Here is a 16,008-nt window from a genome sequence, read left to right as displayed (position 1 = left end):
AATCCGTTTTTCTTTGCATGTCGTTCAGGGCATGTATAGTTTTCTAAACTTTCTATACACAAGCTGAAAAGGATGCGCCGTGCTACCCACCCTGCCCCTTGAATCCCTTGAGCAGTGGGAAACCCGCGCCGTGCTGAAAAAAGCGGCGCAGGCCCATCGGCATCTGGCAGAGCTCAAGGGCGTTGCGGCGACCATTCCCAACGAAGAAATCCTGATCAATACCCTGACGCTGCAGGAAGCCCGGCACAGCTCGGAAATCGAAAATATCATTACCACTCAGGATGACCTGTACCGTGCGGTGGTAGCTGATGAGGCCAGCGTCTCCCCGGAAACCAAAGAAGTGCAGGATTACGCCCGCGCCCTGCGGGCCGGGTTCCACAGCGTTCGACAGTCCCGGTTAATGCGTCTGGATGACATTCTGCTGATTCAGCAAATGATCGAAAAAAATCGGGCAGGCCTGCGCAAGCTCCCCGGGACAGCCCTGAAAAACCAGGCCACCGGTGAAGTCGTCTATGAGCCACCGCAGTCGGCGCTGGAAATAGAAGATCTGATGGTCAATCTGGTGGCCTATATCAATGACGATGAGCTCTGCGATGCCGATCCGCTGGTCAAGATGGCCATCATTCACCACCAGTTCGAGAGTATTCATCCGTTTTACGATGGCAACGGCCGAACCGGGCGCATCATCAACATGCTCTATCTGGTGGCCAACGATCTGCTCGACCTGCCGGTACTTTACCTGAGCCGCTATCTGATCCAGACCAAGGCGAGCTACTACCGGGAGCTGCAGGCCGTGCGCGATACCGGCAACTGGGAGCCCTGGCTGCTCTACATGCTGGAAGGCATCATCCAGACCGCCCGCCAGACCGTCGATCTCATCGCTCGGATACGGGATCTGATGCAGCACACCAAACACCGCATGCGTGAAGAGTGCCCCAAGATCTACCGGCAGGAACTGCTGAACAATCTGTTCAACCACCCCTATACCAAGATCGATTTCGTCGTGGAGGATCTGGCCGTGAGCCGTATTACCGCGACCAAGTATCTCGATGAACTGGTGGGTATCGGCCTGCTGGAAAAAACCAGAGTCGGCCGCAGCAACTTCTATATCAACACGTCTTTAATGGCGCTCTTCCTTGAGCGTGCGTAACCCTTTCTGGAACCTTTCATGACCCATAACGACATCGTTCAGAAACTCTGGAACCTCTGCGACGTGCTGCGCGACGACGGCATCAACTACTCGGACTACGTCACCGAGCTGGTGCTATTGCTGTTCATCAAGATGGTCCACGAAAACACCGAAGCGGGCACGCTGGAAAAGCATCCGCTGCCGGCAGGCTGCCGCTGGCCGGATCTCAACGGCAAATCCGGCCTTAATTTGCTGGATGACTACAAGCGTATTCTGCTGAGCCTCTCCAGCGGGAAAGACGCTCACGGCAATTTTGTGCATAACGACCCGTTGATCAGCGCCATTTACGCCGACGCCCAGACCCGCCTGCGCGAGCCGCGCCACCTGGAACAGATGATCAAGGCACTCGACGGCATTGACTGGTTCAGTGCCCAGTCAGATGGTTTGGGCGATCTCTACGAGGGCCTGCTGGAGAAAAACGCCAACGAGACCAAATCCGGCGCCGGGCAGTACTTCACCCCGCGCGCGCTGATCGACTCGATGGTGCGCTGCATCAAACCGCAGCCCCGAGAAACCATTCAGGACCCGGCCGCCGGCACGGCGGGCTTTCTGATCGCGGCGGATCGCTATATCAAGGATCAGACCGATGATCTGTTTGATCTGGAGGCCCGTGATCAAACGTTTCAGAAGAATCGTGCCTTTATCGGCATCGAGCTGGTGCCCGGCACGCGCCGACTGGCGCTGATGAACTGCCTGCTCCACGGCATGGAAGGTGACGACGAGGGCGTGGTGCATCCGGGCAATGCGCTGGGGCAGGCGGGCGCTGGCCTCGAGCGCGCCGATATCATTCTCGCCAATCCGCCGTTTGGCACCAGCAAGGGCGGGGATGCCAGCATTACCCGTGACGACCTGACCTATAGAACCAGCAATAAGCAGCTCGCCTTTTTGCAGCACATCTACCGCAACCTCAAGCCCGGCGGCCGCGCTGCGGTGGTGCTGCCGGACAACGTGCTGTTCGAGGCCGGCGTGGGCGCCGACGTGCGCCGCGACCTGATGGACAAGTGCCACCTGCACACCATCCTCCGCCTGCCCACCGGCATCTTCTACGCCCAGGGCGTGAAAACCAACGTGCTGTTCTTTACCAAAGGCAGCGCGGCGGATAAATACCAGGACACCGGCTGCACCGACAACGTCTGGGTGTATGACCTGCGCACCAACATGCCGAGCTTCGGCAAGCGCACGCCCTTTGGTGAGCAGCATTTAAAGCCGTTCGAGGCCGTGTATGGCGATGACCCCAACGGCCGAAGCCCCCGGCAGGAAGGCGAGTGGTCGTTCAACGCCGACGAGATCGCTGTGGATACGGAGGCCACGGAGGAAAACCAGGGCGTGGATGATGACCGCCTCGCCAAATCCCGCTGGCGCTGTTTCTCCCGCGAATGGATTCGCGATACCAAGGGGGATTCGCTGGACATCAGCTGGCTCAAGGACAAGGACAGCGTCGACGCGGCTGACCTGCCCGCGCCCGAAGTGCTGGCGGGCGAAGCGATGAGCGAACTGGTGCAGGCGCTGGGCGAGCTGGATGGGCTGATGCGTGAGCTGGGGGCGGAGGAAGAAGCAGACGGGCAGCGGGTGTTGTTGAAGGAAATGATGGGTGGGGACGAAAAATAATGTCTGACCAAGCGCTTCCCCAGCAATGGCTTAATACGCCATTAGAAAATGTCATTTTAAAAATTACTGGTGGCGGAACACCGAGTAAATCTCATCCCGAATACTACCGTGGCGATATTCCATGGATGAGCGTCAAGGATATGAACAAGCATTTCCTTAAAGACACTATTGACCATATATCACCTGAAGCGGTTGAAAATAGTAGTACTAACATTATTCCCGCGGGTACTCCCATTATAGCTACACGAATGAGCTTGGGGAAAATCGTTGTAGCGCACTTCGATTCGGCCATTAATCAGGATCTAAAAGCCCTCTTTTTACCGTCCGATATACACCGGGATTATCTAGTTTATTGGTATCGCTCTATTGCTCATAAAATAGAACAGCTCGGAACGGGAACGACTGTTAAAGGGATACGGCTTGATGCCTTGAAAGCACTTGAGTTTGCACTCCCTCCTCTCGCCGAACAAAAGGTTATCGCCGATAAGCTCAATATCCTGCTGGCGCAGGTAGACAATGGCAAAGCCCGCCTTGAGCGTATTCCTGAAATTCTCAAGCGCTTTCGCCAATCCGTGCTCGCGGCGGCAGTGAGTGGGCGGTTGACGGAAGAGTGGCGCAATGAACATGAGGTATCTATTACCACATGGGGGCAAACGACGGTTGGTGATGTTTCTACGGTTGCCACTGGTAAAACTCCGAGCCGTAAAGAAACTAAATACTGGCAAGCTGGTGAAGTTCCATGGCTTACTAGTGCAAGCACTGGCGCGATTTATACTAATTCTGCTGAACAACATGTTACTCAATTTGCGGTAACAGACTGCTCTCTCAAGATATTTCCACCAGGCACGCTGCTGTTGGCAATGTATGGCGAAGGCAAAACGAGAGGGCAAGTAACTGAACTAAATATTTCAGCTACTTGTAACCAAGCTTGCGCAGCAGTTACGGCAGATGAAAGTAAGATATTACGTAGCTATCTCAAACTCCGACTCATTGAAAATTATGAAGAAACTCGTAAAGCTGCTGCGGGCGGGGCTCAGCCTAATCTTAATCTCAATAAAGTGCGTCAAATTGGTATCGCAGTACCAAGCCAAGAAGAACAAACCGAAATCGTTCGCCGCGTCGATCAGCTCTTCACTTATGCCGATACTATCGATCGCCAAGTCGAAAGCGCCCTCGAATGCATCAACCAGCTTACTCAGTCCATCCTTTCTAAAGCCTTTCACGGCGAGCTGACAGCCCAGTGGCGGGCGAAAAATTCAGAACTGATCAGCGGCGACAACAGTGCCGAGGCTCTAATTGAAAAGATCAAAATTAAACGCGAAGAAGAGACGAAAATATCCAAACGTAAAAAAAATGAAGTTAAAAGAAAGAAAAGGAATGTCATGAAAAATTCAAAAAAAGATGAATTGAAATGTTGGGTTTTAGAAAGAGAAGGTGCTTTTTTTAGTTTTGATGAACTAAGAGATTTTTTTGACGGCAGTTACGAAGAATTAAAAGATTGCTTGTTTGAAATGCTAAGCGATTCCCCTCCCCTTATAAAGCAAAGCTTTAGCAAAAGCGAAGGCATTATATATTTAGAAAGGCTGAATAAATGAAAATAACTTGGTTGCATGTAATCGATGCAGATACTTGTGGAGGACTACTCAACGGAGTTGTTATAAATTTTAGGGATGCTTGGGAGGTAAATGATTCTTTTTCGCCTATATGCTTGATCGGACCCAATGGCGCTGGAAAATCGCAGGCTTTGCAGATTATAGCCGAGATTTTTCAAGCAGCTTTTGCACAATTTTTACCAGATGAAGAGCAGGGGAAACCTAACAATCAAATACAATTTGAGCTTGAGTATTTCATTTTTAATAATAATAAAGAAAGTGAGCGGGTAAAGATTTGGCGAAAAAAAGGGAAAAGCAAGAGGTTGTCTAATATTGTTTTAGAGGTATATTCAGATAATAGGTGGGTTGAGCCTCAAGATTACATAGAGGCAAAAAAATTGCTTCCATCTAAAATTATAGGATATACATCTGGGCAGAATGAGACGATTAGTATTCCTTTTTTTGTAAGTCGATCCGGGTATGCAAAGCAAGTTAGTACCAATGCTTTAGATAAAGAAAAAATTGCTCTGCCGATTCCAGATTCTAGAATGTTACTTGTTGATTATAGCACTAACCTTGAAGTGCTTATGGCTAACTTAATCTTAAACCCTAAGAATGTTAGAGAGTATTTGGTAAATGAGCTTGGTTTAAAAAAGCTAAGATCTTTTCGCTGCGTGATTCAACTTAAATACGGTTCCTCTGCGAACAGTAAAGTTCAGCTCACTGACGAACTTAATAATTATATTTCTTATTTAAAGCGTTGTGCCACTTGCTTCGAATACGACGAAAAAAATTCGTCATACGTTTTTGATTTTTTTGTTCAAGAAGCTACGCATGAATCTTTTTCAAGCTATTGGGAAGAAGGCGCTCTGGAGCTTTATTCTTGTTTTCATAAATTAGCCATGTTGAATGATTTGATTATTCCAAAACAGGATCGAGAGGCTTTCTTAAAAGGCGTTGAAAAACGACGTTTCTCAACACGTTTGCCAGAACCGATGGAAAAGCAAAAAGTATTTCGCTTTGAAAGAGTAGAGTTTATATCAAAAAAAGGTGATAAGCATGTTGACTATGTTTCTTTGTCAGATGGTGAACATCAGCTTACTCAGCTGTTAGGAACCCTATGTATGGCTTCCTTTCCAAATGTATTATTTTTACTAGACGAGCCAGAAAGTCATTTTAATCCAAGATGGCGCGTAGAGTTTGTTTCGAAAATTTTAAACTTGCCTACCACTTCAGTACAAATATGTAGCAATGAAGGAAAGCGTCACTTTAACAGTCTTTCATCTAAGCAGGATTGTTTGTTAACTACTCACTCGCCGTTTGTCCCATCTGATATGGATAGTGAAAATGTAATTATTTTTAAAAGAAATTTTATTGATGGGAAAGTTTCGACACGCAAGCCGAGGATTCAGACATATGGCAGTACATTCGATACTATCCTTGAAGAATGCTTCGAGATATCTCCTCCTATTTCTGATATTCCTAAACGTGAAATAGAAAAATTGCTCAATTCGGATAATATCGAAGAGATCAAAAAAGCAGTTAATGGTTTGGGTGATTCTGTTGAGCGTATGTATTTGATTGAAAGAGTCAGGATGTTAAAAGCAAAGGAAAGTTGATTGTGCTTAGATGCTATCCAATCGAAGCAACATATGAAAATTGGCTTAACGAGTCGATAACTTCTATGGTTCGTTTAGTTCACTATAAGCTTGATCAAGATATATATGTAGGTAACGATCAAACGTGTTGGGAACGTTTTGTTCAGGACTCTGTAGTAGAAGATAAAAGAAGTCTAATTAAACCGCTTACTGGTATTCGTGACCGCATTTTTAACTATAAAGATGAACTTCATAAGCTTAGCCACCAACAAAGAGCTAATGTTCTATCTGCGATGCAAGCTCAGAGCTCAGTCGAATTATTGATTGACGGCACTCAGGAAATAAAAATAATAAAAAATAATTATCCCGGCCTTCATGAGGCAGCAAAAAAATTATTTTCTTTTTGCTATGAAAAGTTGACGGAATTAAAAGTTAGAGAGAGACAGTACAGGATAATATTTAATTCATTGTCTGATAAGATTTGCCCTTTCTGTGGGATTGAGCGCGTTATGAACCCTGAAGAAACAGCACAAGATCAAGATCATTATTTAGCTAAAAGTATCTACCCTTTTGCTGCTGCTAATATGCGCAATTTAGTACCAATGTGTAGATGCTGTAATCGTGACTATAAGCATGATAAGGATATACTGACTGGGTCAGACGGGTATAAAAGACATGTTTTTGACCCATATGATTGCAATCCTCCAAAAATTTCTCTTGCTAATTCTACTTTGATCTTAGATTCATTTCCGATTAAATTTAAATGGAAGATAGAATTTTTAACAGAAACAGAGGCATCAGAAACATGGGATCAGGTTTTTTCGATACGCACCAGATATGAACGGGATATTCTTAATCAGTATTTTGATACATGGATGAAGAATTTTTGTAAAAAATGCGAAAAGGATAGAAAAAGAAATAATATTTCACGAAATTTGACAAAGGTTGAGGTTAGAGAGCGACTCTCGTTTTATCAGGAGGATAAATCAGAAAGCCCATCTATTGGTTTGGCAGGTTTTCTCGAACCACTGGTGTTTAGTCTTCTTCTGCAACTATATGATGAAGGAAATGAAAGGGTGGTAAATTTAATTCGCGATGCCGTTTTAGGTATATCTTTAGAAGATGATTAAGGGAATGGTAAGAGTTATAGACCTGACACAGAATGTGCACTATATATTCGATTTTAAGCTGAGTTAAAAAGAAAAGGCATGGTATTTTTTGTTGGCTATTAATATTGCCTTTTCATTATTTATTTTGTTTTCCCATGTATAAAACATGCGAAGCTTTTTGGCTACGCCTTTCCCTCCCCCTTTTTTACGCGCCACCCCTGCAATCGATCTTGATATCTTATGCCCTTGGATCGCATGCTGAGCCTGTCTTTCAAGGAATCAAAGGCGCTGCAGGTTATTCTGCTGGTGCTGTCGTTGTATGTCGGTCTCTGCCTGTTGACCGCCCGTCTGTGACCTGAGTGCTTTCAAAGAAATTCCTATTAAGGAGGTCATACTCTGCTATGTGCTGGTCCTCGGGCTGGCCTTTCCTCTAGAAATCTATACGACCTAGGTGCTGGATGATGGACGATCAGGCCGTATAGAAAGGATGATCCATTGTTGGGAGGAGGCGAAGTCACGACTTATATCGTTCATCGTTTCGATACCACTTATACAATAAGGTCAAGCAAGGAAACAAAGGCCCTCTTTGAGCGAGGCTATATAACGACAATCTGTTGGAAGAGATACGTGTGCAGATGGATGCGCTCAATGAGCGTATTCGACAGCGGTATCTCGACGGCGCTTGATCAAAAAAGCTCGGCAAACACGCCGAGCTTTTTTTATGGATAGGGGAGTTGCCTCTCTCTGCTCAGGTATCGCTGCGTGATCAGGGCTAATCCTGAACATCCCTCCATTTTTACGCCCTTTTTACGCCCTGCCCCTGAAATCGGTCTCGATATTTTACGCACGTCGGTCGCACGCTGAGCCTGTCCTTCAAGGAGTCAAGGCGATGCAGATGGTTCTGCTGGTGCTGTCGTTGTGTGTCGGTCTCTACCTGTTGGTGGCCCTTCTCTGGCCCGAGCGATTCTAAGGAAACCCCCATGAACGAGGTCATACTCTGTTATGCGCTGGTCCTTGGGCTGGCCTTTCCGCTCGGCATCTACATGGCCCGGGCGCTGGATGATGAACGCGAAAGCCGGATCGACCGGCTTTTTCGCCCCGTTGAGGCGGTGATCTACCGCCTGGCGGGCGTGGATGCCACGCGCTCGATGCGCTGGCCGGCCTATGCCCTGGCGGTGGTAATGCTGCATCTGTTGCTGATCATACTGGCTTGGGGCGTGTTCATGGCCCAGGGGGTGCTGCCGCTCAATCCTGACGGTATTGCCGGCATGTCCTGGGATACGGCGCTGCACACGGCGGTGTCGTTTGCCACCAATACCAATCAGCAGCACTACTCGGGCCAGGCGCAGCTCTCCTACCTGAGCCAGACGTTTGCCATCGTGACGCTGCAGTTCATCACCCCGGCCACGGGCCTGGCGGTGCTGCTGGCGATCGCGCGGGTGCTGTTGAAGAAAAGGGCGGCGCCTGTCGCGGAGGCGGTGGGTCAGGATGTCGGGGTGGGCAACTACTACCGCGATCTGGTCCGCACGCTGGTGCGTATCCTGCTGCCGCTGGCCGTGGTGGTGGCGCTGTTGCTGACCTGGCAGGGTGTGCCGAGTACGTATCAGGGCGCGCAGACCGTGCAGCCGCTGGAGCAATCGGTGGCCACGACGCAGCAGATACCGGTTGGCCCGGTCGCCTCGATGGTGGCGATCAAGCAGCTGGGCACCAACGGCGGCGGCTGGTATGGCCCCAATTCGACCGTACCGCTGGAAAACCCCACGCCGCTTTCCAACATCATCGAAACCGTCTCGCTGCTGCTGATTCCGGTGGCGCTGCTGGTGGCGATGGCGGTCTTTACCGGGCGGCGGCGTCTGATGGCGGGCATCGGCGGGGTCATGCTGGCCTTTTCGCTGATCTCGACCTCGGTACTGATCGCCTCCGAGCGCCTGCCCAACGCCGCGTTTGAAGGGCTGGCTGCGGTGGGCAGCGCCAACCTGGAGGGCAAGGAGCTGCGCTTTGGCCCCGAGATGTCGGCGCTGTGGGCGAGCTGGACCACTCAGACCTCCAACGGTTCGGTCAACGCCATGCACGACAGCCTCAACCCGATGGGCGGCATGGTCACGCTGATGGACATGTTCATCAACGTCACCTTCGGCGGCATCGGCGTGGGGCTGATCGGCTATCTGCTCTATCTGATGCTGGCGGCCTTTATCGGCTCGCTGATGATCGGCCGGGCGCCGGAGCTGATGGGCCGGGCGCTGGAGACCCGCGAGATGCGCTGGATCTCGCTGGCCATTCTGGCCCAGCCGCTGGTGATTTTAGGGCTGACGGCGCTGACGGTGGCCGTGCCCGGGCTGGCCGGCACTTCCAACCCGTCCTTCCACGGGCTCTCCCAGGTGCTTTATGAGTACACCTCCGCCTTTGCCAACAACGGCTCGGGTTTTGAGGGGCTCGGCGATGGCACGCCCTGGTGGAACCTGGCCTGCGTGGTGGCCCTTCTGATCGGGCGCTTTGTACCGATGCTGGTGCCGCTGGCGGTCGCTGCGTGGCTGGCCGGCAAGCGCATGGCGCCGGCCGGGCGCGGGACGCTGGCCATGGACAGCGGCGCCTTCGTGGGCCTGACCGCGGGCGTCATCGTGATCATCAATCTGCTGGGCTTTCTGCCGGTGCTGGTGCTCGGCCCGATCGCTGAACAGCTGACACTGGGTTACTAAGGAGCAGTCACATGTCTCAATCGATCCATGGTGAGCAGACCGCAGCGGATGTCTCTGATGCGAACGCGCCGGGCACGCACCGCCCCCATATGGCGACCCTGCTGCTGGAATCGCTCAAGCGGCTGAGCCCACGTTCGATGGCGCGCAACCCGGTGATGGCGGTGGTGGCCGTGGGCACGCTGGTCTGCGCGCTCTATACCGCGCTGGCGGTGCATGAGGGAGCGCCCTTTGGCTTTGCGCTGAGCGTGACCCTGGTGCTGCTGGCCACGGTGCTGTTTGCCAACGCTGCCGAGGCGCTGGCGGAGTCCCGCGGCAAGGCCCAGGCGGGCAGCCTGCGCGCCACCCGCAGCCAGCTCAGCGCGCGGCGGCTGGAGCATGACGGCAGTGAGGTGACGGTCAGTGCCGACACCCTGCGCCGCGGCGATCGGGTGCGGGTGATCGCCGACGAGATGATTCCGGCCGACGGCGAAATCGTGAAGGGCGCGGGCTCGATCAACGAGTCGGCAGTGACCGGGGAGTCGGCGCCCGTACTGCGCGAGGCGGGCACCGACAACAGCGGGGTGAGCGCCGGCACCCGGCTGCTCTCGGACGAGCTGATCATCGAGGTCAGCGTCGACCCGGGTGAGTCGCTGCTCGATCGCATGATTGCGCTGGTCGAAGGCGCCAGTCGGCAGAAAACGCCCAGCGAGCTGGCGCTGTCGGTGCTGATCACCACCCTGACGCTGGTGTTTCTGATCGTGGTGGTGACCCTGTCGCCGATGGCGACGTTTGTCGGCATCACCACCTCGCCGGTCATGCTGGTAGCCCTGCTGGTCTGTCTGATCCCGACCACCATTGGCGGGCTGCTGCCGGCGATCGGCATTGCCGGCATGTCCCGGGCGATGCGCGCCAACCTGGTGGCGAAGTCCGGCAAGGCGGTGGAGATTGCCGGCAGCATCGATACCCTGCTGCTCGACAAGACCGGCACCATTACGCTGGGGGATCGCCGGGCGACCGAGTTTGCACCTTGCGAGCGCGTGAATGTCGAGCGTCTGCGCGAGGTGGCCTGTCGCTGCTCGCTGGAGGACCCCACGCCAGAAGGCCGCTCGATCGTGGCGCTGGCGCGTGACCAGGGGTTTGATCAGCGCCTGGATCGGCAGCCCGATCAGGCCGGCGCCACGTTTATCCCCTTCTCGGCCGCCACGCGACTGTCCGGGGTAGACCTTGCCGATGGCACCCGGCTGCGCAAGGGCGCGCCCAATGCGATTGCCGAGTTTGTAAAGGATCACGGCGGCAGCGTGCCCGCCGGCTGGACGGCGCTGGTCTCGCGCATCGCCGCCCGCGGCGCCACGCCGCTGGCGGTGGCCGACGGCGGTCGCCTGCTGGGCGTGATTGCGCTCTCGGATGTGATCAAGTCCGGCATGGCCGAGCGGTTTGCGCAGCTGCGCGAGATGGGCGTGAAAACGGTGATGATCACCGGCGATAACCCGGTGACCGCCGCGGCGATTGCCGCCGAGGCCGGGGTGGATGACTACGTGGCCGAGGCCACGCCCGAGCGCAAGCTCGCCATCATCCGCGAGGAGCAGGCCACCGGGCGGCTGGTAGCGATGATGGGCGATGGTACCAACGACGCCCCGGCGCTGGCGCAGGCCGATCTGGGGCTGGCGATGAACTCTGGCACCCAGGCCGCGCGCGAGGCGGGCAACATGGTCGATCTCGACTCCGACCCCGGCAAGCTGCTGCAGGCGGTCGAGATCGGCAAGCAGCTGCTGATCACCCGCGGCGCGCTGACCACCTTTTCGCTGGCCAACGACGTGGCGAAGTATTTCGCCATTCTGCCGGCGATCTTCGTGGCCAGCATGCCCTCACTCGGCGCACTGAACGTGCTGGGCCTTCACTCGCCGGAATCGGCGGTGCTGGCGGCGGTCATCTTCAATGCCCTGATCATCCCTGCCCTGATCCCGTTTGCGCTGCGCGGGGTGCGCTTCAAGGCCGACTCGGCCACGGGGCTTTTGCGGCGCAATCTGCTGGTCTACGGCCTGGGCGGCCTGCTGCTGCCCTTCCCTGCCATCAAGCTGCTCGATGTGCTGCTTGCCGGCCTGCTCTAGGAGCCTCTGTCATGAACGATGCCTTGATGATTCGCCCGGTTCTTTTCTCCTCATTGCGCCTGATGGTGGTACTGGCAGCGCTTTTGGGGCTTTTATATCCCTTCGTGACCACCACGCTGGGCGGCGCGCTGTTCCCCTTCCAGGCCGGTGGCAGCGTGCTGCATGATTCACAGGGCCGAGCGGTGGGCTCGGCGCTGGTGGGTCAGTCCTTTGAAGGCGCACAATACTTCCATGGCCGGCCCTCGGCGGTGGGCAATGACCCCATGAGTGTGGGCGGCTCCAATCTGGCGCCCGGCAATGAGGCGCTGCGTGAGCGTGCCCTGGCTGAGGCCGACCGGCTTGTGGTGCGGGATGGGCTGGTGATCGGCGAGATACCGGTGGATCTGCTCACTGCTTCGGGCTCGGGGGTGGATCCGCATATCTCACCGGCCGCGGCGCTGGGGCAGGCCGCCCGGGTCAGTCAGGCGCGGGGTCTCTCACTTGAGGACGTAACAAAAGCCATCGCGTCGGCGACCGAATATACCGGGCTTTTGGGTGAGCCGGTCGTTAACGTGCTGCGATTGAATCTGGCACTGGCGGCGCTGCCTTCAGGCGAGGCAGGACAGGAGGTGCGATGAGCCGCACTGATGATGAGCCAGCGCGTCCCGACCCGGACGCGCTTCTTGCCACCGCGCGCCGCGAGACGCGCGGTGGTCTGCGTATCTTTCTGGGCGCCGCCCCCGGCGTGGGCAAGACCTTTGCGATGCTGCGCACCGCCGGAGAGCGTGTCGCCGAGGGTGAGGACATCGTACTCGGGGTCATCGAATCCCACGGGCGCGAGGAGACCGAGAAGCTGTGTGCCGGCATCGAGCGTCTGGCGCTGACCCCGCGCGAGCATCACGGCCAGCGCTTTTTTGAGTTCGATCTCGATGCGGTGCTGGTGCGGGCACCAAAGGTGGTGCTGGTCGACGAGCTGGCCCATCGCAATATCCCCGGCGGGCGCCATGCCCGGCGCTATCAGGACATCGAGGAGCTGCTGGCGGCGGGCATCGATGTCTGGACCACCCTGAACGTGCAGCACATTGAAAGTCTCAACGACGCCGTGGCCCGCATTACCGGCATCCGCATGCGCGAGACCGTGCCGGATGCGCTGATCAAGGGCGCGCGGGATATTTCCCTGATCGATTTGACCCCCGATGAGCTGATTCAGCGGCTCCGCCAGGGCCGGGTGTACGTGCCGGAGCAGGCCCGCGCGGCGCTGGAGGGCTTTTTCAGCGTCACCAACCTGACGGCGCTGCGCGAGCTGGCCCTGCAGACCATGGCCGAGCGCATCGACAGTGACGTGCGCGATGTTATGGGCGCGCGCGGCGTCGCCGGGCCCTGGCCGGTGCGCCCGCGGATTCTGGTGGCGCTGTCCGGTCGGGACGAGGACGCCACCCTGGTACGGGCGGCGCATCGCATGGCCGAGCACCGCGGCGTGCGCTGGCGCGCCGTGCATATCGATACGGGCCGCACCTCGGCGCTGGCACGACTGGCGCTTGAGCGCAGTGCGCAGCTGATCGAGCGGCTGGGCGGCGAGGTGGTGGTGCTGCCGGGCCAGCGCCGCGTGGCGGAGCTTTTGGACTATGCCCGCCACCACAACATGACCACTTTGATGATCGGCCGGGGCCGGCCACGCGGCTGGCGGTTCTGGCACCGCTCGCTGGGCCGGCGCCTGCTGCGAGAAGCGCGCGCGTTTGATCTTCTGGTGGTGGCCGACGATTCGCGTGCCGACCGCCCGGGTCGGTCGACACGGTCCCTGTCGCCTTTGCAGCGACAGGAGTGGCTGGCCCCGATACTTGTCATGGGCGCAAGCCTGGGGCTGGCGCTGGTGATGGATCAGGTGCTGGCGCTGGCCAACCTGTCGCTGGTCTTTCTCACCGGCGTGCTGGTCACGGCGACCGTCAGCGGCACCCGGGCAGCGATGATCAGTGCGGTGCTCAGTGCGCTGATCTACAACTTCTTTTTTACCGACCCGCGCCTGAGCCTGGCCATGATCCAGCGCGATCAGCTTTTGACGGTCTTTTTCTTTTTCGTGGTGGCGATGATCGGTGGGCAGCTGGCAGGCCGCGCCCGACGCCAGCTGATCGCCCTGCGCGCCAGCCGGGATCAGACCCGGCGGCTGCTGCAGTTCTCGCGCGCGCTGGCCGCCGCGCCCGATCAGGACAGCGTGCGCGCCACCGGCGTGACCGCACTGGCCGACTGGCTCGAGGTGCCCGCCGTCTATCTGGCGCGCGAGGCCGGCGATGAGACGCTGCAGGTGCTGGCCGTCCACCCGAGCGGGGTGGTGCTGGACAGCGTGGCCCGCCAGGCCGCCGACTGGACCTGGCATCATCAGCGCCCCAGCGGCCACGGCTCCCAGACGCTGGCCGGCCAGCGCTGGCGCTTTATTGCGCTGGTCGAGAAGTCGCGCATTCTGGGCGTGGTCGGTTTGGCGCTGGGTGATCAGAGTGCACCGCCGCCGTATGATCAGGAGGTGCTGATCGACACCCTGATCAGTCAGCTGGGCATGGCGCTGGCGCGGACCCGACTGGTCAGCGATCTGGGCGCGGCACGTCTGGCCGAGGAAAACGAGCGGCTGCGCTCGGCGCTGCTCTCCTCGGTCTCGCATGACCTTCGCACCCCGCTGGCCTCGATCATCGGCGCGGCCGGGGCGCTGCGTACGCTGGATGGTCAGCTCTCCATGCAGGACAAGCAGGAGCTGCTGGACGGCGTGCTCAGCGAGAGCGAACGGCTGGACCGCTACATCCAGAATCTTCTCGACATGACGCGGCTGGGCCACGGCACGCTCAAGATCGAGCGGGACTGGGTGACGCTGGGTGATCTGATCAATGCCGCGCTGGCGCGGCTGAGGGCGGCACTGAACGGCATCACGCTGGTACGTGACTGGCCGGAGGATCTGCCGCTGTTGTATGTCCATCCGGCACTGCTGGAACAGGCGCTGGTCAACGTGATTGAAAACGCCATTCGCTTCTCGCCGGCCGAGGGGCGCATTGTCATCCGCGCCGCGTGTCAGATTGATGCGCTGGTGATCCGGATCAGCGATGAGGGCCCCGGCATTCCCGAGGCGCTGCGCGAGCAGGTCTTTGACATGTTCTTTACCGGCGGCGAGGGCGACCGCGGCCGCCACGGCAGCGGTCTGGGGCTGGCCATCTGTCGCGGCATGGTGGGTGCCCACGGCGGCAGCATCAACGCCGAGGCCAATCCGGACGGGCACGGTACCTGCATCGTGATCCATCTGCCGCTGGAGGACAGGCGCGATCACGCGGCCGCTGGTCTTGACGAGCAAAAGCGGCCTGATGAGCGCAAACCCGCTGACGAACGTGAGCCCCTTGATGAGCGCAAGCCCCTTGAAAAGAGAGCCCCCGCCGATGAGCGCTGATCGCTCCCGCATTCTGATCGTTGATGACGAATTCCAGATCCGACGCTTTTTGCGCATCAGTCTGGCCTCGCAGGGCCATGAGGTGATCGAGGCGGCCACTGGCGGCGAGGGGCTGGTGCGTGCGCTCGGCGATCAGCCGGATCTGGTACTGCTGGATCTCGGCCTGCCGGACATTGACGGACGCGAAGTGCTTCAGACGATTCGCTCGCAGAGTGACGTGCCGGTCATCGTGGTATCGGTTCGCGCCTCGGAGCGTGAAAAGGTGGCCTGTCTGGATGCCGGGGCCAGCGACTATGTGACCAAGCCGTTCGGCATTCAGGAGCTGCTGGCGCGCGTGCGGGCGGCGCTGCGCCAGCAGGTTTCCAGCGCAGGCCCGGCTCTCACCCGTCAGCGCCAAGTCGGCGAACTGTCGGTGGATCCGGATACGCACCGCGTGACCCTCGGCGGCGAACCGGTTCGGCTGACCCCGCGGGAGTTTGCGGTCCTGACAATGCTGGCCGAACACGCCGGGCGGGTCATCACCCAGAGCCAGCTGCTGCGCGAGATCTGGGGGCCGGTGCACGAGCACGATACCCACTATCTGCGCATCGTCATCAGCCGGCTGCGTCAGAAGCTGGGTGATGACCCCGAGCAGCCCCACCTGATCCAGACGGAGGCAGGTGTGGGTTATCGACTGTCGGCGCCGGACTAGCGGTTTGTGCATTTAAAAAAAGCGCCCCGAAGGGCGCT

The 16,008-nt window shown here is 56.8% G+C and carries 11 protein-coding genes; all 11 read left to right on the top strand.

The annotated features are described in order from the left end of the window. Positions 1 to 79 precede the first annotated feature (79 nt). The 11 genes from ACUN8C_RS16620 (at position 80) to ACUN8C_RS16570 (ending at position 15,970) form a co-directional block, all read left to right on the top strand. Entirely contained in the window at positions 80 to 1,150 is a 1,071-nt protein-coding gene (locus tag ACUN8C_RS16620; RefSeq protein WP_445620268.1) for a Fic family protein, read from the top strand. An 18-nt stretch (positions 1,151 to 1,168) separates the two neighbouring features. Beyond that, positions 1,169 to 2,797, top strand: a complete 1,629-nt coding sequence (locus ACUN8C_RS16615; protein ID WP_445620267.1) for an N-6 DNA methylase — start codon at positions 1,169 to 1,171, stop codon at positions 2,795 to 2,797. Further along, complete coding sequence (locus tag ACUN8C_RS16610; protein WP_445620266.1) at positions 2,797 to 4,392, top strand: restriction endonuclease subunit S; 1,596 nt, start codon at positions 2,797 to 2,799, stop codon at positions 4,390 to 4,392. The genes ACUN8C_RS16615 and ACUN8C_RS16610 overlap by 1 nt, the downstream gene beginning before the upstream one ends. After that, positions 4,389 to 6,008, top strand: coding sequence for a restriction system-associated AAA family ATPase (locus tag ACUN8C_RS16605; RefSeq protein ID WP_445620265.1), 1,620 nt, complete (start codon positions 4,389 to 4,391; stop codon positions 6,006 to 6,008). Before ACUN8C_RS16610 ends, ACUN8C_RS16605 begins: the two co-directional genes overlap by 4 nt. A 2-nt stretch (positions 6,009 to 6,010) precedes the next feature. Next, a complete protein-coding gene (locus ACUN8C_RS16600; protein ID WP_445620264.1) occupies positions 6,011 to 7,117 on the top strand; it encodes a hypothetical protein in 1,107 nt (368 codons plus the stop codon). A gap of 868 nt (positions 7,118 to 7,985) precedes the next feature. Then, positions 7,986 to 8,066: a K(+)-transporting ATPase subunit F gene (kdpF, locus tag ACUN8C_RS16595; protein WP_189517861.1), complete on the top strand. Its 81-nt coding sequence runs from the start codon at positions 7,986 to 7,988 to the stop codon at positions 8,064 to 8,066. Between the two features lie 10 nt (positions 8,067 to 8,076). Continuing rightward, entirely contained in the window at positions 8,077 to 9,792 is a 1,716-nt protein-coding gene (gene kdpA / locus ACUN8C_RS16590; RefSeq protein ID WP_445620263.1) for a potassium-transporting ATPase subunit KdpA, read from the top strand. 11 nt (positions 9,793 to 9,803) lie between these two features. After that, complete coding sequence (gene kdpB / locus ACUN8C_RS16585) at positions 9,804 to 11,879, top strand: potassium-transporting ATPase subunit KdpB (RefSeq protein WP_445620262.1); 2,076 nt, start codon at positions 9,804 to 9,806, stop codon at positions 11,877 to 11,879. 11 nt (positions 11,880 to 11,890) lie between these two features. Then, a complete protein-coding gene (gene kdpC / locus ACUN8C_RS16580) occupies positions 11,891 to 12,496 on the top strand; it encodes a potassium-transporting ATPase subunit KdpC (protein ID WP_445620261.1) in 606 nt (201 codons plus the stop codon). After that, on the top strand, positions 12,493 to 15,279 hold the full coding sequence (locus ACUN8C_RS16575; protein WP_445620260.1) for an ATP-binding protein: 2,787 nt from the start codon (positions 12,493 to 12,495) through the stop codon (positions 15,277 to 15,279). The genes kdpC and ACUN8C_RS16575 overlap by 4 nt, the downstream gene beginning before the upstream one ends. Then, entirely contained in the window at positions 15,269 to 15,970 is a 702-nt protein-coding gene (locus ACUN8C_RS16570; RefSeq protein WP_445620259.1) for a response regulator, read from the top strand. The genes ACUN8C_RS16575 and ACUN8C_RS16570 overlap by 11 nt, the downstream gene beginning before the upstream one ends. Positions 15,971 to 16,008 lie beyond the last annotated feature (38 nt).

The organism is Kushneria sp. Sum13, from assembly GCF_052692355.1.
The sequence above is the reverse complement of the archived record's forward strand: the minus strand, read 5'-3'. Positions and strand labels throughout refer to the sequence as shown.